The 17,143-nt window shown below is 71.2% G+C and carries 14 protein-coding genes; 6 read left to right on the forward strand and 8 right to left on the reverse strand.

The annotated features are described in order from the left end of the window. Positions 1–5 precede the first annotated feature (5 nt). From ACIRA5_RS10175 to ACIRA5_RS10185, 3 genes are all read left to right on the forward strand, one after another. The gene (locus ACIRA5_RS10175; protein ID WP_403689283.1) at positions 6–2,231 is read left to right on the forward strand and encodes an acetate--CoA ligase family protein; all 2,226 of its coding nucleotides are present in this window, start codon (positions 6–8) and stop codon (positions 2,229–2,231) included. 67 nt (positions 2,232–2,298) lie between these two features. After that, entirely contained in the window at positions 2,299–3,207 is a 909-nt protein-coding gene (locus tag ACIRA5_RS10180; RefSeq protein ID WP_403689285.1) for an enoyl-CoA hydratase/isomerase family protein, read from the forward strand. Between the two features lie 63 nt (positions 3,208–3,270). Continuing rightward, positions 3,271–3,888: a flavin reductase family protein gene (locus ACIRA5_RS10185; protein ID WP_403689287.1), complete on the forward strand. Its 618-nt coding sequence runs from the start codon at positions 3,271–3,273 to the stop codon at positions 3,886–3,888. Positions 3,889–3,925: 37 nt separating this feature from the next. On the opposite strand, the gene ACIRA5_RS10190 is transcribed toward ACIRA5_RS10185, so the two are convergent. Next, a complete protein-coding gene (locus ACIRA5_RS10190) occupies positions 3,926–5,323 on the reverse strand; it encodes an MFS transporter (protein ID WP_403689289.1) in 1,398 nt (465 codons plus the stop codon). A gap of 71 nt (positions 5,324–5,394) precedes the next feature. On the opposite strand from ACIRA5_RS10190, the gene ACIRA5_RS10195 reads away from it, so the two are divergent. Further along, the gene (locus ACIRA5_RS10195) at positions 5,395–6,513 is read left to right on the forward strand and encodes a GlxA family transcriptional regulator (protein WP_403689291.1); all 1,119 of its coding nucleotides are present in this window, start codon (positions 5,395–5,397) and stop codon (positions 6,511–6,513) included. 65 nt (positions 6,514–6,578) lie between these two features. On the opposite strand, the gene ACIRA5_RS10200 is transcribed toward ACIRA5_RS10195, so the two are convergent. Genes ACIRA5_RS10200 through ACIRA5_RS10210 form a run of 3 tightly spaced genes read right to left on the reverse strand, consistent with a single transcriptional unit; the run spans position 6,579 to position 9,739 of the window. Then, positions 6,579–7,628, reverse strand: coding sequence for a Zn-dependent alcohol dehydrogenase (locus ACIRA5_RS10200; protein ID WP_352044152.1), 1,050 nt, complete (start codon positions 7,626–7,628; stop codon positions 6,579–6,581). Between the two features lie 10 nt (positions 7,629–7,638). Next, on the reverse strand, positions 7,639–8,784 hold the full coding sequence (locus tag ACIRA5_RS10205) for an acyl-CoA dehydrogenase family protein (protein ID WP_403689293.1): 1,146 nt from the start codon (positions 8,782–8,784) through the stop codon (positions 7,639–7,641). 40 nt (positions 8,785–8,824) lie between these two features. Beyond that, positions 8,825–9,739 (reverse strand): SDR family oxidoreductase, encoded by a 915-nt coding sequence (locus tag ACIRA5_RS10210; protein ID WP_403689296.1) that lies wholly within the window; start codon positions 9,737–9,739, stop codon positions 8,825–8,827. Positions 9,740–9,838: 99 nt separating this feature from the next. Between ACIRA5_RS10210 and ACIRA5_RS10215 the strand changes: the two genes are divergently transcribed. Then, a complete protein-coding gene (locus tag ACIRA5_RS10215) occupies positions 9,839–10,765 on the forward strand; it encodes a cyclase family protein (protein WP_352044149.1) in 927 nt (308 codons plus the stop codon). Between the two features lie 440 nt (positions 10,766–11,205). Here the strand turns inward: ACIRA5_RS10215 and ACIRA5_RS10220 are convergent, their stop codons facing one another. The 4 genes from ACIRA5_RS10220 to ACIRA5_RS10235 form a co-directional block, all read right to left on the reverse strand. Further along, complete coding sequence (locus tag ACIRA5_RS10220; protein WP_403689298.1) at positions 11,206–11,679, reverse strand: ATP-binding protein; 474 nt, start codon at positions 11,677–11,679, stop codon at positions 11,206–11,208. A gap of 476 nt (positions 11,680–12,155) precedes the next feature. Then, positions 12,156–13,085 (reverse strand): acyl-CoA dehydrogenase family protein, encoded by a 930-nt coding sequence (locus ACIRA5_RS10225; protein ID WP_403689301.1) that lies wholly within the window; start codon positions 13,083–13,085, stop codon positions 12,156–12,158. A gap of 10 nt (positions 13,086–13,095) precedes the next feature. Next, positions 13,096–14,250, reverse strand: a complete 1,155-nt coding sequence (locus tag ACIRA5_RS10230; protein ID WP_403689303.1) for an acyl-CoA dehydrogenase — start codon at positions 14,248–14,250, stop codon at positions 13,096–13,098. Positions 14,251–14,257: 7 nt separating this feature from the next. Next, positions 14,258–15,451 carry an amidohydrolase family protein gene (locus ACIRA5_RS10235; protein WP_403689305.1) on the reverse strand — a complete coding sequence of 398 codons (1,194 nt, stop codon included), beginning with the start codon at positions 15,449–15,451 and terminating at the stop codon, positions 14,258–14,260. A gap of 160 nt (positions 15,452–15,611) precedes the next feature. On the opposite strand from ACIRA5_RS10235, the gene ACIRA5_RS10240 reads away from it, so the two are divergent. Continuing rightward, the gene (locus tag ACIRA5_RS10240; protein WP_403689308.1) at positions 15,612–17,117 is read left to right on the forward strand and encodes a class I adenylate-forming enzyme family protein; all 1,506 of its coding nucleotides are present in this window, start codon (positions 15,612–15,614) and stop codon (positions 17,115–17,117) included. Positions 17,118–17,143 lie beyond the last annotated feature (26 nt).

Raw genomic sequence — 17,143 nt, forward strand, 5'->3', positions numbered from 1 at the left:
GACCGATGCTTGGATCAACCCACGGCACCCTCACCACCGACTCCCGCCGGGCCCGCGTCATCGCCTGCGGCGAGCAGCCCTCACCCGTCGTGCACGGCCGCCCGGCCGACGTCGACGACCTGGACGTCAGCGGCCGTCCGCTGTACGCCGAGGTACCCGATCTGGACCGCTTCTTCCGTCCCGAGTCCGTGGCCGTCGTCGGCGCCTCCGACGCCGAGGGCCGGCCCAACACCGGCATCACCCGGCAGCTGATCGCCTGGGCCGAGCGGGTCGGCGCCCGGCTGCACCCGGTGCACCCCACCCGTCAGTCCGTCTTCGGCATCCCCTGCTCCCCTTCCCTCGCCGACCTGCCCGAGCAGATCGATCTGGCCGTGCTCCTCGTCGGCGACCCGCTCCCCGTGATCGGGGAACTGGCCGAGGCCAAGGTGAAGTTCGCCGTCGCCTTCGCCTCCGGGTTCGCCGAGACCGGGGCCGAGGGCGCCGCCGCACAGGCCCACCTCGCCGCCGCCGTCCGCCGCGCCGGCCTCAGGCTCCTCGGGCCCAACACCAACCTCAACGCCTTCGAGAAGTTCCGCGACGATCTCGACGGTCCCGCGATCGCCCTCATCACCCAGTCCGGACACCAGGGCCGGCCGGTGTTCGCGATGCAGGAGCTGGGCGTACGGCTCTCCCACTGGGCACCCACCGGCAACGAGGCCGACCTCGAGACCGCCGACTTCATCTCCTACTTCTCCGAGCAGCCGGAGATCGGCGCGATCGCCTGCTACGTCGAGGGATTGAAGGACGGCCGCTCCTTTCTGCTCGCCGCCGACCGCGCCGCCCGCCGCAAAGTGCCCGTCGTCGCCGTCAAGGTCGGCCGCACCGAGACCGGCGCCCGCACCGCCGCCTCACACACCGGCAAGCTGACCGGCGCCGACACCGTGGTGGACGCGGCGATGCGGCAGTACGGCGTGATCCGTGTCGACGGGCTCGACGAACTCCAGGACACCGCCGCCCTGTTGGCCCGTGCCCGCGCTCCGCGAGCCGAGGGTGTCGTCGTCTATTCGATCTCGGGCGGCACGGGGGCGCACTTCGCCGACCTGGCGACGGCGGCGGGGCTTCCTCTGCCGAGTCTCTCCGCCCCCAAGCAGGCCGAGCTGCACCAGTGGATACCCGAGTACCTGAGCGTGACCAATCCCGTCGACAACGGCGGGCACCCGGTCGGCGACTGGCGCGGGCGGAAGATCATCGACGCGATCCTCGCCGACCCGGAGGTCGGCGTACTGATCTGTCCCATCACCGGGCCCTTTCCTCCCATGAGCGACAAGCTCGCGCAGGACCTGGTGGACGCGGCGGAACAGACGGACAAGCTGGTGTGCGTGGTGTGGGGCTCGCCGGTCGGCACCGAGGCCGCCTACCGCGAGACGCTGCTCGGCTCGTCGAAGGTCGCCACCTTCCGGACCTTCGCCAACTGCATCACGGCCGTGCGCGCCTACCTGGACCACCACCGGTTCGTCGCCGCCTACCGCTCCCCCTTCGACGAGGCTCCCCGCACTCCCTCGCCGTCCTTCCGCAAGACGCAGGCGCTGATACGGCCGGGGCAGCAGCTGAGCGAGCACGCGGCGAAGCAGCTGCTGCGCGCCTATGGGATCCGGGTGCCGCGCGAGCAGTTGGTGACCAGCGCGGCGGCGGCCGTGCGCGCGGCGAGTCTCGTCGGCTACCCCGTGGTCATGAAGGCGTCCGGCGCCCAGATCGCCCACAAGACCGAACTGGGTCTGGTGAAGATCGGACTGACCTCCGCCAGCCAGGTCAGGGACGCCTACCGCGAGCTCACCGACATCGCGCGCTACGAGGGGATCTCGCTCGACGGGGTGCTGGTGTGCCAGATGGTCGAGCGGGGGGTGGAAATGGTCGTGGGCGTCACGCACGACCAGCTCTTCGGGCCGACCGTGACCGTCGGGCTGGGCGGCGTGCTCGTCGAGGTGTTGCGGGACGCGACGGTCCGCGTGCCGCCGTTCGGCGAGGACCAGGCTCGGGGCATGCTCGGCGAGCTGCGCGGGAGGGCCCTTCTGGAGGGCGTGCGCGGGGGGCCGCCGGTGGATGTGGACGCGCTGATCGAGGTCGTCATGCGCGTACAGCGGATGGCGCTGGAACTCGGGGACGACATCGCCGAGCTCGACATCAACCCGCTGATGGTGCTGCCCAGGGGCCAGGGAGCGGTGGCGCTGGACGCGCTGGTCGTCTGCCGCTGAGCCCCCACGCCCCAGCCCCAGCGGCAGCCCCCGCCGCACCGCCCCCCGTAAAAACCGGAGCATCCCCATGCCATCCTCCCCCGAGAATTCCGCCGAGAAATCTGCCGATCCCGTCGACTCATTGGTACTGCACGCCACTGACAATCACGTCTCGTGGATCACCCTCAACCGCCCCGAAGCCCTCAACGCCATCACCCCTGACCAGCGCGAACGCCTCATCCAGCACCTCTCCCACGCCTCCTGCGACCCGGACGTACGGGCCGTCGTGATCACGGCGACCGGACGTGGTTTCTGCACGGGCGCGGACTTGCGCGCAGGACCGTCGGCCGGGGGGTCGGGGGCCGGGGAGCGGGTGCCCGGGGAGCGGGTGGCCGGTGAGCGGGTGGCCGGTGAGCGGGTGGCCGGTGAGCGGGTGGCCGGGGACGTGGCCCGCATGATCCGGCTCGGCGCCCAGCGCCTGATCGGCGCGGTTCTCGACTGCGAGAAGCCGGTGATCGCGGCGGTCAACGGCACCGCGGCCGGCCTCGGCGCCCACCTCGCCCTCGCCTGCGACCTCGTACTCGCCGCCGATTCCGCCAAGTTCATCGAGGTGTTCGTACGCCGCGGCCTGGTCCCCGACGGCGGCGGCGCGTATCTGCTGCCCCGGCTCATCGGCCCCCAGCGCGCCAAGGAACTGATGTTCTTCGGCGACGCGCTGACGGCGGCGGACGCGGCGCGGCTCGGGCTCGTCAACAGGGTCGTACCACCGGACGATCTGGAGAAGACCGCCCGCGACTGGGCCGAGCGCCTGGCCACCGGCCCGACCCGTGCCCTCGCCCTCACCAAACAGCTGGTCAACGCCTCCCTCGACACCGACCGCAGCACCGCCTTCGCCGCCGAAGCCGCGGCCCAGGAGATCAACATGACCACGACGGACGCGACCGAGGGCGTGGCCGCCTTCGTGGAACGCCGGACCCCCCGCTACCAGGGCCGCTGAGTCAGTCCCACCCCTTCCCACCCCTTCCTATCTGACACTCCGTCAGCTTCAATGGGTGGTGTGATGGGACACGCAGGGATGGCGGCCGCCGCCGTCCGTTATCTCAGGTCGGCCGGGGCTTCCACCGTCGCGGGGCGTGTGGAGGCGCTGCCGCGGCCGGAGTTGCGCGCGGTGGGGGACGATGAGCGGGCGCCGGTCGATCAGGCGGCGTTTCGGCGAGTGCTGGGGAACTTCGCGACGGGTGTCACCGTCATCACCGCGCCGGGCGTCGAGGGCGAGGCCGGTGGCGGGGGGCCGGCCGGATTCGCCTGTCAGTCGTTCGCGTCGCTCTCGCTCGATCCGCCCCTGGTCTGCTTCATGGTGGGGCGTACGTCGGCGACCTGGCCGCGGATCGCCCGAGCGGGCGTGTTCTGTGTGAACGTACTGGGAGCGCACCAGGGCGAGTTGTGCCGCGGGTTCGCGGTGAGCGGGGCGGACAAGTTCGCCGGGGTCGTGTACGACGCGGCGCCCGTTTCCGGTGCGCCGCGTCTCGCGGGCGCCGCGGCCTGGGTCGACTGCACGATCCACGCGGTGCACACCGGTGGGGACCATCTGATCGTGGTGGGACGGGTGGACGCGCTCGGCGCGAGCGACGGTGACGACGTCGCGCCGCTGCTGTTCCACAAGGGGCGGTTCCTCTAGCCCGGTGGCAGGCCGCCCCGTCGGGGGGCCGGAATCGTCAGGCGACCGCCGGTAGCGCGGGTGTGCCCGTCGCGGGGCGTCGTCGGATCACCAGTGCCATCAGGGCCGCCGCCGCGCACAGCGCGCCCGAGGCGTACCAGACCACGTCGTACGAGCCGAACGCGTCCCGCGCCACACCACCGAGGAAGGCGACGAGGGCGGCGCCGACCTGGTGGGAGGCGAGGACCCAGCCGAAGACGATGGCGCTGTCCTCGCCGTACTGCTCGCGGCACAGGGCCAGGGTGGGCGGGACGGTGGCGACCCAGTCGAGGCCGTAGAAGACGATGAAGAAGATCATCGGGGGATGAACGGTGGGGGCGAGGAGCATGGGGAGGAAGAGGAGGGAGAGGCCGCGCAGCGCGTAGTAGACGGCGAGCAGCCGGCGCGGTTCGAAGCGGTCGGTGAACCAGCCGGAGGCGACCGTTCCGACCACGTCGAAGACCCCGATGACCGCGAGCAGCGAGGCCGCCGCCGTGATGGGCATCCCGTGGTCGTGGGCCGCGGGCACGAAGTGCGTCTGGACCAGGCCGTTCGTCGAGGCGCCGCAGATCGCGAAGGTGCCGGCCAGCAGCCAGAACGGGCCGGTGCGGACGGCGGAGAGCAGGACCGTCACCGCGCGCCGGGCGGCGCCCCGCACGGGCGCGGGCTTCGGTACGAACTCCGCCGACCCGTACGGCTTCACGCCCACGTCCGCCGGATGGTCCCGCAGCAGCAGCCATACGAAGGGGACGACCGCGAGCGCCGCGAGGGTCACCGTCACCGCGGCCGGGCGCCAGTCGTGCCGGGTGACGATCCAGGAGAGGAGCGGCAGGAAGATCAGCTGGCCGGACGCCGAGGCAGCCGTCAGGATGCCCGTGACCAGGCCCTTGCGCGCCGTGAACCAGCGGTTGGTGACCGTCGCCGCGAAGGCCAGCGCCATGGAGCCGGACCCCAGGCCGACCAACAGGCCCCAGCAGAGCAGCAGCTGCCAGGCCGCCGTCATCCACACGGTCAGACCGGAACCGAGCGCGATCACCATCAGGGCGATCGCCACCACCCGCCGGATGCCGAAGCGGTCCATCAGTGCCGCCGCGAACGGCGCCGTCAGCCCGTACAGCGCGAGGTTGATGGACACCGCCGCGCCGATCGTGCCGCGCGACCAGTGGAACTCCTGGTGCAGCGGGTCGATCAGCAGACCCGGCAGCGAACGGAAGGCCGCCGCACCGATGATCGTCACGAAGGTGACGGCGGCGACGAACCAGGCACGGTGGATGCGGACGCGGGGAGTGGAGGCGCGGGTCGGCTCGATGGAGTCGGCCGGCGCGAGCGCGTCGGTGGAGTCGGTCGGCTCGGTGGGGCGGGGGTCCTCCGCGGCTGCGGCGCCCCCCGGGGAGGCGGCATCGGTTGTCTGGGTCACGACATAGAGCTTCAGGCCTGCCGTTCCCGCGAACGAGTGGCCCGAAGGACAGCATTCGCTAGGATCGGGCCATGGACTCTCACGGTACGCATCCCCGCCACCGCGTCGTCGTCCTCGCGCTCGACGGGCTGCTGCCTTTCGAGCTCGGCATCCCGCAGCGCATCTTCGGCAAGGCACGCGACGCCGACGGGCGGCCGCTGTACGAGATCGTCACCTGCTCGGTCCGGCCGCCCGGCCCCGTCGAGACGGACGCCGACTTCGCCGTCCTCGTCGCGAACGGCCCCGAGGCCCTTGCCACCGCCGACACCGTCGTCATCCCCGCCTCCTACGAACTCGGTCCCGTCCACGAGGAAGGCGTCCTCACCCCCGAACTGGCCGCCGCCCTCGCCCACATCCGCCCCGGCACCCGCCTCGTCTCCATCTGCACCGGCAGCTACGTCCTCGCCGCCGCGGGCTACCTCGACGACCGCCCGGCCACCACCCACTGGATGCACGCCGAGCACTTCCAGCTGCTCTTCCCGAAGATCAAGGTCGACGCCGAAGTGCTCTTCGTCGACGACGGCGACGTCCTCACCTCCGCCGGCGTCGCCGCGGGAATCGACCTGTGCCTCCATCTCGTACGCCGCGACCACGGCACCGCCGTCGCCAACGACGTGGCCCGCCGCACCGTCGTACCCCCGCACCGCGACGGCGGGCAGGCGCAGTACATCCAGCGGCCGGTGCCGGAGCCGCAGGCGGCCACCACGACCGCCGCCCGCGCCTGGGCGCTGGCCCGCCTCCACGAGCCGATCCAGCTGCGCGACATGGCCGAACAGGAAGCCATGTCCGTACGCACCTTCACGCGCCGCTTCCGCGAGGAGGTCGGGGTCAGCCCAGGGCATTGGCTGACCCAGCAGCGCATCGAAAGGGCCCGGCACCTGCTGGAGACCAGCGACCTGTCCATCGACCAGGTCGCGCGGGACGCCGGCTTCGGCACGGCCCAGTCGATGAGGCAGCACCTACAGGCGGTGCTCGGGGTCACCCCCACCGCGTATCGACGCACCTTCCGCAGCTCCGGGGCCTCCACAGTCGAGGGCCTCGGCGGGGGTCTGGGCGAGGGGCTGAGTGAGGGGCTGAGTGAGGGGCTGAGTGAGGGATTGGAGGGGAGATCGGGGGCGGGTGACGTCGCCCGTCTCGGGGCCGCGCGTTGAGCGCGGTCCGGTGGAGGAACTGCGCGGCCGGCCCCCACCGGGCCCGCACACGAAGGCACCGCCCCCTAGAACGTCAGCACCGCCCGCGCCACCTTCCCCCCCTCCGCATCCTGCGCCGCCTTGTCGAAGTCCTCCACCGGGTAGGTCTGGGTGACCAGTTCGTCCAGGAGGAGGCGGCCTTCTCGGTAGAGGTCGGCGTACAGGGCGATGTCACGCTGGGGGCGGGAGGAGCCGTAGCGGCAGCCCAGGATGGACTTGTCGAGGTACATGGAGGAGACGAGGAAGGACGCCTCGGCCGTGGCCGGGGGTACGCCCAGGAGGACCGCCTGGCCGTGGCGGTCCAGCAGGTCGATGGCCTGGCGGATGAGTTCGACGCGCCCGACGCACTCGAAGGCGTGGTCCGCCCCCGTGGGAAGGATGTCCTTCACGGCCTCCGTCGACGTCAGGAAGTGCGTCGCGCCGAAGCGCCGGGCCACGGCCTCCTTCGCCGGGTTGGCGTCGACCGCGACGATCTTCAGGGCGCCCGCGATCCGCGCGCCCTGGAGAACGTTGAGCCCGATTCCGCCAGTGCCGATGACGAGGACGGAGTCCCCCCGGTCCACCCGCGCACGGTTCAGGACCGCACCCACCCCCGTCAGGACGCCGCATCCGATCAGCGCGGCCGACGGGAGGGGGATGTCCTTGGGGATACGGACGACCTGGACGGCCTTCACCACCGTCCGTTCCGCGAACGCGGAGTTGGACGCGAACTGGTACAGCGGCCGCCCGCCCCGCGCGAACGGCTGCCGCGGCATCCCGATCGCCTTGCGGCACATCGTCGGCCGCCCCCGGTCGCACTCCGCGCACGCCCCGCAGTTGGCGAGCGTGGAGAGCGCGACATGGTCGCCGGGGCGGACATGGCCGACGCCCGCGCCCACCGCCTCGACGACCCCCGCGCCCTCGTGGCCCAGGACCACGGGGACGGGAAAGGGGATCGTCCCGTCCACGACCGACAGGTCGCTGTGGCAGAGCCCGGCCGCGGAGATCGCGACCTGCACCTCGCCGGGCCCCGGATCCCGTATCTCCAGGTCGTCCACGACCTGGGTCCGCTTGCCGTCGAAGATCACGCCTCGCATCGCGACTCCCTCAGCCCTTGGGTTCCCTCGGCAGGCCGAGCACGCGCTCGGCGATGATCGTGCGCTGGATCTCGTCCGAGCCGCCGTAGATGGTGTCGGCCCGGCTGAACAGGAACAGGTGCTGGGAGGAGTCGAGTTCGTACGGTGCCGCGGCCGACCAGTCCCAGGGGCCGGTCGCGGCCTCCGCGCCCCGCACCCGTACCGCCAGTTCACCGAGCCGCTGGTGCCAACGGCCCCACAGCAGCTTGGCGACGCTGGGCGCGCCCGCGTCGCCCGAACCGCCCAGCGTCCGCAGGGCGTTCCAGCGCATCGTGCGCAGCTCCGCCCACTGGCGTACGAGGTGGTCGCGGACGACCGGGTCGGCCGCGGCGCCCGTGGCGACAGCCGTCTCGATCACCCGGCCCAGCTCCTCCGCGAAACCGATCTGCTGGGCCAGGGTCGAGACTCCTCGTTCGAAACCGAGGAGGCTCATGGCGACCTGCCAGCCGTTGCCCGCGCCGCCGACCACGTGCTCGGCACGCGCCACCGCCCCGTCGAAGAAGACCTCGTTGAACTCGCTCGTGCCGGTGAGCTGGCGGATCGGGCGGACCTCGACGCGGCCGGGCTGGTCCATCGGGACGAGAAGGAAGGACAGGCCGTGGTGGCGGGTCGACCCCGGTTCCGTACGGGCGAGGACGAAGCACCAGTGCGCCTCGTGGGCGAGCGAGGTCCAGATCTTCTGGCCGTTGACGCGGTACGTGTCGCCGTCCCGTACCGCGGCCGTGCGGATCCCCGCCAGGTCCGAGCCCGCGCCGGGCTCGCTGTATCCCTGACACCAGAGTTCCTCGCCGCGGGCGACCGGGGGCAGGAAGCGGGCCTTCTGTTCCGGGGTCCCGTGGGCGATGAGGGTGGGGGCGAGGAGCTTCTCGCCGATGTGACCCGAGCGGGCCGGGGCCTTGGAACGGGCGTACTCCTCGGCCCAGACGACCTGTTGGGTCAGGCTCGCCCGCCGGTTGCCGTAGCCCTCCTCCGCCCAGCCGAGGCCGATCCAGCCGCCCCGGCCCAGTTCCCGTTCCCAGTCCTGGCGGACGACCGGCTCACCGACCGGGTGAGCGCTCAGCCAGTCCCGTGCCGTGCGCCGGAAGGCCTCGTCCTCGGCGTCGAATCCGAACTCCATGTGTCCCCCTCACCCACGGGCCCAACAGAACAACGGCACTTCACGCGTTCGGCCGCGCCTTGCGCGCCGCCGCCCGCGCCATGGCCTCCACCTGTTCCAGCAGGGGCATGGGGTCCACGCCCACGGTCCCCGGCAGGAAGTCCGCGATCCGCTCGGGAGTCCAGGGGCCGCCCTCCGCGTACCCGGCGCGCAGCTCCCGCGGCTGTGCCCACACCGCGATCTTCGGGCCGGCGATCGTGTAGACCTGCCCGGTGATGCGTTCCTCGCGGGCACGGTCGGAGAGGAGGTAGACCACCAGCGCGGCCACGTCCTCCGGTTCGCCGATCTCCTTCAGCTCCATGGGTACATGGGCCGACATGCGGGTACGGGCGACCGGTGCCACCGCGTTCGCCGTCACCCCGTACTTGTGCAGGCCCAGTGCCGCGCTGCGGACCAGCGAGATGATCCCGCCCTTCGCCGCGCTGTAGTTGGCCTGCGCGACCGAACCCTGGTGGTTGCCGCTGGTGAAGCCGATCAGCGTGCCCGCGCCCTGTTTGCGCATGACCGCCGAAGCCGCCCGGAAGACCGTGAACGTGCCCTTCAGATGGGTGGCGACGACGGGGTCCCACTCCTCCTCGGACATGTTGAAGAGCATCCGTTCACGCAGGATGCCGGCCACGCACACCACTCCGTCGATACGTCCGTACGAGGTCAGCGCCGCGTCGACGACCCGCCCGCCGCCGGCCATCGTGGAGATGTCGTCGGCCACCGCGACCGCTTGCCCGCCCGCCGCCTCGATCTCCTTGACCACGGCGTCGGCGATCGAACTCGTCGGCTCGGCGCCCTCGATGGACACCCCGTAGTCGTTGACGACGACCCGCGCGCCCTCGGCCGCCGCGGCGAGCGCGACGGCGCGGCCGATCCCACGGCCCGCCCCCGTCACGGCGACGACCTTTCCTGTCAAGAAGTTCCCCACGTCCGGCCCCTTCCCGCAGTTTCTGACGGTCCGTTAGATTCGGTCTCCTCGGATTCTACGACCCGTCAGATACCCGGAGACAAGCCCCGCGGAGGACTCATGTCACTTCCGGTCGAGTTCCACGACATCGCCAAGCGCGTGAACAACTGGGGGCGTTGGGGCGCCGACGACGAGATCGGGACCCTGAACCTGATCACCGACGAGGTGGTGCGAGAGGCCGTCGCCTGCGTCCGCACGGGGCGGCGCGTTCCGCTCGCGCTCCCGCTCCAGCAGGACGGGGTGCAGACCGGGATGATCCCCGGGCGGATCAATCCGCTGCACGTCATGGTGCAGATCAACCAGGAGATCTTCGGCCCGGGCACGGTCGCGTGCAGCGACGACGCCGTGACCCTGGGACTCCAGGCGGCGACCCACTGGGACGCGCTCACCCATGTCTCGCACTCCGGGAAGCTCTACAACGGCCGCCCGGCCGGCACGATCACCCCGCACGGCGGCGCCGAGTTCAGCGGCATCGACAAGCCCCGGCACCTCGTCTCGCGGGGCGTCCTGCTCGACATCCCGCGCGCGCGGGGTGTCGACCGCCTCGACGGCGGGCACCCCGTGACCCCCGAAGACCTCGACGCGGCGGAGGAGTTGGCGGGCACACGGGTGCGGTCCGGGGACATCGTGCTCGTACGGACCGGGCAGATCCAGGTCTACCTGGCCGGCGACAAGCACGCGTACGGGTATCCGTCGCCCGGGCTGTCGATCCGTACGCCCGAGTGGTTCCACGCGCGCGATGTCGCGGCCGTCGCGAACGACACTCTCACTTTTGAGATCTTCCCTCCCGAAATCGAGGACCTGTGGCTGCCCGTGCACGCGCTCGACCTGGTCGAGATGGGGATGCTGCAGGGCCAGAACTGGAATCTCGAAGAGTTGTCCACAGCATGTGGACAAGAGAATCGCTACGCCTTCCTGCTGTCCGCGATGCCGGAACCCTTCGTGGGCGGCACGGGGACCCCGGTGGCACCGGTCGCCATCCTCTGAAGTGAGCGCCTGGATCCCCTTGGACTCCCGGGGAAAAGGGTCGGCTGGCGGCGCGCCACTGCGCGCCCCGAGCACGGCATCGCGCGCCGCCATCCGGTTCCGGCGTACCCGCCCTGCTCCCTGTGGCCCTGTAGGAGCCGACGCCGAATCACGACCCGCACTCGCCGAGGGCTCCCGTCACCGAAGCCCTCGTCGTCCCCTCGCGGCGAATCGCTGAACACAAGCGTGATCAAACGGACACGCCACGTCAACACCCGTTCGGGGAATTATCACTTACGCACCCTTTGCGGGGGCGCGCACGGAAGCACATCCCGGCGCACTCGGCCCCGACCCGGGCCACGGAAACGGAACGCGTGCACAGATGCACGAACCGTGTTCCCGCACCAGAGCTCCCAGAGGTACGGGAGCGGGGCGGGTGCGGGTGCGGGTGCCGGTGCGGGCTAGACCGCCTCGTACGCGAAGTCCTCATAGGAGGAGGCCGCGTACGCGGCCCCCGCCCGGGCGCCCTGCGTACAGCGGTCGACCTCGCACCAGATGCTCTTGCCCGCACCCTCGGGGTTCCAGCCCCACCGGTCCGCCAGGCCGTCGACCAACTCCAGGCCGCGGCCGTTGGTCTCGTCGCCCTCGGCGTGCCGGGGTACCGGGGGGCGGGCGCTGGAGTCGGCCACCTCCAGGCGGACGGTGCCGATGGACTCACCGAGGACGCCCGGCAGGGACAGCCGCAGCACGGCCGGACAGCCGGTGTGCACCACGGCGTTGGTGACGAGTTCGGAGACGAGCAGGATCAGCGTCTCGGCGAGCGGTTCATCGACCCCTATCCCGGACCCGGCGAGCCGCGAACGGGCCCACCTCCGAGCTCGCCCCACCTCCGCGGGGTCGGGCCGGATCTCCAGCTGCACTTGAAGCACCTGCACCGCTCACACCATCCGAACCGGCGGACACATCGCCTCGCGCCTCACGAGGGCCACGATCGTGGCCATGACCTGCATGACCAGAACCAGGATCACGGAACGTGATTCCCTTGAGAGACAGCATGGTTGACGTACAGTCACCCCAACAAGCGCTTCGGGCATATTCCAGCGCGAAGGAGTACGCGTGCGGCATACTGTGCGACGCTCGCCACGGGGAGTCGAACAGGCAGTCGCGGGGGTCCGCACTGCCTTGCGAGCGGCGAGCATCGCCGCATCCGGCGCGGCCTCAGAGGCAACACCGGGATCGCTCGATCTCGGAACCACTCGCATCCCACACAAGGTACCCGAGCCCGCCGCCGACTCCAGGCCGTGACAAGTCACGCATAGGACACAACCCGATATCAACGCTCTGTAATTCCGGTATGCCACGATCCGCGACATTCATTGCACCCCTTTCCGGACCGTGCCTGCACAGAGGCCTATCGACCCACTCCGGACACCAGATCGGCCGCCAACAATTCCTCACTCTCCGTAGCCATTCCCGTACGTTGAGTCCGTGTCCAAGCCCGCTTCAGATACAGGTGGACGTCGGACTCCCAGGTGAAGCCCATGCCGCCGTGCACCTGGAGGCAGTCGCGGGCGCCGCGCACGGCGGCCTCGTCGGCGAGCAGCCGGGCCGCCGCGATGTCCACGGGGTCGGCCGTGACGGCGGCGGCGTAGACCGCGGCGCGCGCCAGTTCCACCCGCACCAGCATCCGCGCGCACAGGTGCTTGACCGCCTGGAAGGCCCCGATCGGCTGCCCGAACTGCTCGCGGGTCCGGGCGTGTTGCACGGCCGTCTCGCAGGCGCGGGCGGCGGTGCCGAGCTGTTCGGCCGCCGTGAGGAGCGAAGTGAGGGAAGCCGTGGGGAGTGCGCCGGTGGAACCCACGGGGCGCACGCCGGTGGGACCGGCCGCACCGGATACGGGTACCCGGTGCAGCGGCGTCAGCGGGTCCACCGGCCGCAGCGGCTCGGCGCCGGTCGCGTCCCCGCGTACGACGTCCGCCTCGGCCAGCCACTCCACCAGGCCGCCGCCGTCGACGGCCGTCACCACGGTCTCTCCGGTGGCGGCCCCGTCCACCACGCCCGCCGCGAGGTGCGTGGCGATCAGCGGGCCGGGCAGCAGGACCCGCCCGGCCTCCTCGAAGGCGAGCACCGTCTCCGGGAGGCCGAGTCCGACGCCGCCGTCCGCCTCGGGCAGGCGCAGTGCGAAGAACCCGGCCTCGCCGAGCTCGCGCCACAGGGCCCGGTCGAGCCTCGGCCCCTCGTCCACGGCGGCGCGCAGCCGTTCCCGGCCGAACCGCGCCGCGAGCAGCTCGCGCACGCCCGCCTTCAAGGCTCGCTGGTCGTCCGTGAGTTGGAAGTCCACGGGGAAGTACTCACCGTCCCTTCGGCAGGCCCAGGATCCGCTCGGCCACGATGTTGTGCTGGATCTGCGAGGTGCCGGCCGCGATGGTGTACGCCAGGGAGCTGAGCCGGTCGAGGGTCCACTCCCTGTCCAGGTCCAGCGCCTCGGGCCCGAGAACCTCGGCGGCGGCGTCGTACAGCTCCTGCCGCGCGTGTGAGTACCTCAGTTTGAAAACCGAACCGCCGATCCCCGGGACTCCCCCGTTGCTCTGTGCCTCGCTCACGTTCCACTGAGTGAGCCGCCACAGCGCGCGGAACTCGGCGTTGAGCCCGCCCAGCCGCCGCCGGAGTGCCGGATCGTCCCAGCGGCCGTTCTTCCGGGCCTCGCGCGCGACCTCCCCGAGCACCCGCCGGCAGGCCACGACCTCACCCACGAAAGCGGTGCCGCGCTCGTACGACAGGGTCACCATGGTCACGCGCCAGCCGTCGTTCTCGGCGCCGACCCGGTGCGACACGGGCACCCGCACCTCGTCGAGGAAGACCTCCGCGAACTCGGTCGAGCCGGCAAGGGTGCGCAGTGGCCGGACGGTGATCCCGGGCGCGTCCATCGGCATCGCGAGCCACGAGATCCCGCGGTGCTTCGGGGCCGCCGGGTCGGTCCTGACCAGCAGCTCGCACCAGTCGGCGACCTCGGCGTGGGAGGTCCAGATCTTGGACCCGCTCACTACGTAGTCGTCGCCGTCCCGCCACGCGCGGGTGCGCAGCGCCGCGAGGTCCGAGCCGGCGTCCGGTTCGCTGAACCCCTGGCACCACACCTCCTCACCGCGCAGCACCGGCGGCAGCCAGCGCGCCCGCTGTGCGGGGGTCCCTTCGGAGGCGATGGTCGGCCCGGCGTGCAGCAGTCCGACGAAATTGGCCCCTACGTAGGGGGCGCCCGCCTTTTCCGTCTCCTCCAGGTAGATGAGGTGCTGGGTCGGCGTGGCGCCCCGGCCCCCGGCGTCGACGGGCCAGTGCAGCCCCGCGTACCCGGCGTCGTACAGCATCCGCTGCCACCCGAGGTCGTACGCCCGCCGGCCGGGCCAGTCGTCCGGGGACGGTTTCGGGGGCAGCGCCGGGAGCACCTCGGCGAGCCACTCCCGCAGCCGGGCGCGGAACTCCTCCTCCTCAGGGGTGTACGTGAGGTCCATGGGGCCGCTACCTGTCGAGGTCCAGGTCGAGCATGCGGATGGCGTTCCCGCGCATCAGCTTGTGGACGGTCTCGTCGTCGAGGCCCTTCACATGGTCCAGGGCGACCTCCTTGGTGTGCGGGAAGGTCGAGTCGACGTGCGGGTAGTCGGTCTCGAAGGTCGCGTTGTCCCGTCCCACGACGTCCAGCGAGGCGACGCCGTGCTTGTCGCGGAAGAAGCAGCAGAAGATCTGCCGGTAGTAGTACGTCGAGGGCGGCTCCGGGATGAGGTCCCGGACGCCACCCCAGGCGCGGTGCTCCTGCCAGACGTCGTCGGCGCGCTCCAGGGCGTACGGGATCCAGCCCATCTGCCCCTCGGAATAGGCGAGTTTGAGGCGTGGGAACTTCACCAGCACCCCGCTGAAGAGGAAGTCCATCATCGAGGCCATCGCGTTGTTGAAGGACAGCGAGGCCTGTACGGCGGGCGGCGCGTCCGGGGACGCGGCGGGCATCTGCGACGAAGAACCGATGTGCATGTTCACGACCGTCCCCGTCTCCTGGCAGACCGCGAAGAACGGGTCCCAGTAGCCGGAGTGGATGGAGGGCAGGCCGAGGTGGGTGGGGATCTCGGAGAAGGTCACCGCCTTCACTCCGCGCGCGGCGTTGCGCCGGATCTCCGCGACCGCCAGTTCGATGTCCCACAGCGGGATGAGGCACAGCGGGATCAGCCGGCCGCCGCTGTCGCCGCACCACTCCTCGACCATCCAGTCGTTGTACGCGCGCACGCAGGCCAGGGCCACTTCCTTGTCGTGCGCCTCGGCGAACGTCTGCCCGCAGAAGCGGGGGAAGGTCGGGAAGCAGAGGCTTCCCTCGACGTGGTTGAGGTCCATGTCCTTGAGCCGCTCGACGGGGTCCCAGCAGCCGCGCCGCATCTCCGCGCGCGTGATGCCCTCCAGGGTCATCTCGTCGCGGTCGAAGCCGACGGCGGCGATGTTGCGCTTGTACGGGAACTTGAGGTCCTCGTAGATCCACCAGTCGGTGGGCGGGCCGTCCGGGTCCATGGTGATCTGGTACTTGCCGCCGACGTAGGCGAGTTCACCGATGCCGGCCGTGAGGGGCTTGGGTCCCCGGTCCTGGTACTTCTTCGGCAGCCAGGCCTCGAAGAGGTGCGCGGGCTCGATCACATGGTCGTCGACGCTGATGATGCGGGGCAGTTCGGTCATGGTTCCCCTCCGCCTGGCGTACATATCTGATGGGTCGTCAGATTCTCGCTTCCTCAGCAGGCTAGTCCCGCACCCCTGGACCGACAAGGCGCCGAGCCCTACGCTCTGCGCACGATCTGACTGTCCGTCAGCTCCATCACGGTCACAGGGGGCCGCCGCCGTGAACGACACCGCCCACGCACTGAGCGCATCCCGCACCCTCTGGGACATGGTCGCCCGCCGGGCCGACCTCACGCCCGACCGCCCGGTCCTCCTCCAGGGCGACCGCACCCTGAGCTTCGGCGCGTTGCGCGAGGGCGCCGAGCGGGTGGCGGCGGGCCTGTACGACATGGGCGTACGCCCCGGCACGGTGGTCGCCTGGCAGCTGCCCACCCGTATCGAGACCGCCCTGCTGTCCTTCGCCCTGGCCCGCCTCGGCGCCGTGCAGTCCCCGGTGATCCCCTTCTACCGCGACCGCGAGGTCGGCTTCGCGCTCAGGGAGTCCAAGGCCGAGTACTTCGCCGTACCGGGCGAGTGGCGCGGGTTCGACCACACGGCGATGGCGCGACGGCTCGGCGCGAAGGGTGTCTTCGAGGCGTACGACGTGCTGCCGGACGGCGATCCCGCCGTACTGCCCGCTCCGCCCGCCGAGGGCACCTCGGTCCGCTGGATCTACTGGACGTCGGGAACGACGTCCGACCCCAAGGGCGTCCTCCACACGGACCGTTCGCTGATCGCGGGCGGGTCGTGTCTCGCCCATGCGCTGCACCTGTCGGCCGCCGACGTGGGCTCGATGGCCTTCCCTTACGCGCACATCGCCGGGCCCGACTACACGGTGATGCTGCTGCTGTACGGCTTCCCCGCGGTGATGTTCGAGCACTTCGGGCTGCCGGAGGCGCTGGCGGAGTACCGGCGGCACGGGGTGACGGTGGCGGGCGGTTCGACGGCGTTCTACTCGATGTTCCTCGCCGAGCAGCGCAAGCGGCCGTCCGAGCCGGTCGTCCCCACGCTGCGGCTGCTGGCGGGCGGGGGCGCGCCGAAGCCGCCCGAGGTGTACCACTCCGTCGTCCGGGAGATGGGTGTGCAGCTCACCCACGGGTACGGGATGACCGAGGTCCCGATGATCACGATGGGGGCGCCGGACGACACGGCCGAGAACCTCGCGACGACGGAGGGCAGGCCGCCGGCGGGCATGGAGGTACGGATCGTGGACGGCGAGGTACGGCTGCGTGGGGAGGCCGTCTGCCAGGGGTATCTGGACCCGGCGCAGACCGCCGAGGCCTTCGACGAGGACGGGTTCCTGATCACCGGCGACGTCGGTCATCTGACGGAGAGCGGGCACCTCGTCCTCACCGGGCGCCTGAAGGACGTCATCATCCGCAAGGGCGAGAACATCTCGGCGAGGGAGATCGAGGACCTGCTGCACGGGCACCCGGCCGTCGGCGACGTCGCGGTGATCGGCCTCCCGGACGCCGACCGCGGCGAGCGGGTCTGCGCCGTGGTCGAACAGCCCCCGGGCGCCGACGAACTGACGCTCGCCGTCGTGGTCTCCTACCTGCGCGAGGAAGGACTCTCCGTCCACAAACTCCCCGAGCAGTTGGAGGTGGTGGACGCCCTCCCCCGCAACGAAACGCTCCGGAAGGTACTCAAGTACAAGCTCCGGGAGCGGTTTTCGGGGGTGAGGTGAGGGGGGTGCACGGACTTCAGGAGCCG

It is taken from the genome of Streptomyces sp. NPDC096311 (assembly GCF_044763085.1).
Lineage (GTDB): Bacteria > Actinomycetota > Actinomycetes > Streptomycetales > Streptomycetaceae > Streptomyces.

Coding starts and splice junctions, on each gene's coding strand:
- ACIRA5_RS10185 (WP_403689287.1), top strand. CDS start 3,271: ATGGGACACGCAGGGATGGCGGCCGCCGCCGTCCGTTATCTCAGGTCG.
- ACIRA5_RS10230 (WP_403689303.1), bottom strand. CDS start 14,250: ATGGACCTCACGTACACCCCTGAGGAGGAGGAGTTCCGCGCCCGGCTG.
- ACIRA5_RS10205 (WP_403689293.1), bottom strand. CDS start 8,784: ATGGAGTTCGGATTCGACGCCGAGGACGAGGCCTTCCGGCGCACGGCA.
- ACIRA5_RS10195 (WP_403689291.1), top strand. CDS start 5,395: ATGGACTCTCACGGTACGCATCCCCGCCACCGCGTCGTCGTCCTCGCG.
- ACIRA5_RS10175 (WP_403689283.1), top strand. CDS start 6: ATGCTTGGATCAACCCACGGCACCCTCACCACCGACTCCCGCCGGGCC.
- ACIRA5_RS10180 (WP_403689285.1), top strand. CDS start 2,299: ATGCCATCCTCCCCCGAGAATTCCGCCGAGAAATCTGCCGATCCCGTC.
- ACIRA5_RS10235 (WP_403689305.1), bottom strand. CDS start 15,451: ATGACCGAACTGCCCCGCATCATCAGCGTCGACGACCATGTGATCGAG.
- ACIRA5_RS10215 (WP_352044149.1), top strand. CDS start 9,839: ATGTCACTTCCGGTCGAGTTCCACGACATCGCCAAGCGCGTGAACAAC.
- ACIRA5_RS10200 (WP_352044152.1), bottom strand. CDS start 7,628: ATGCGAGGCGTGATCTTCGACGGCAAGCGGACCCAGGTCGTGGACGAC.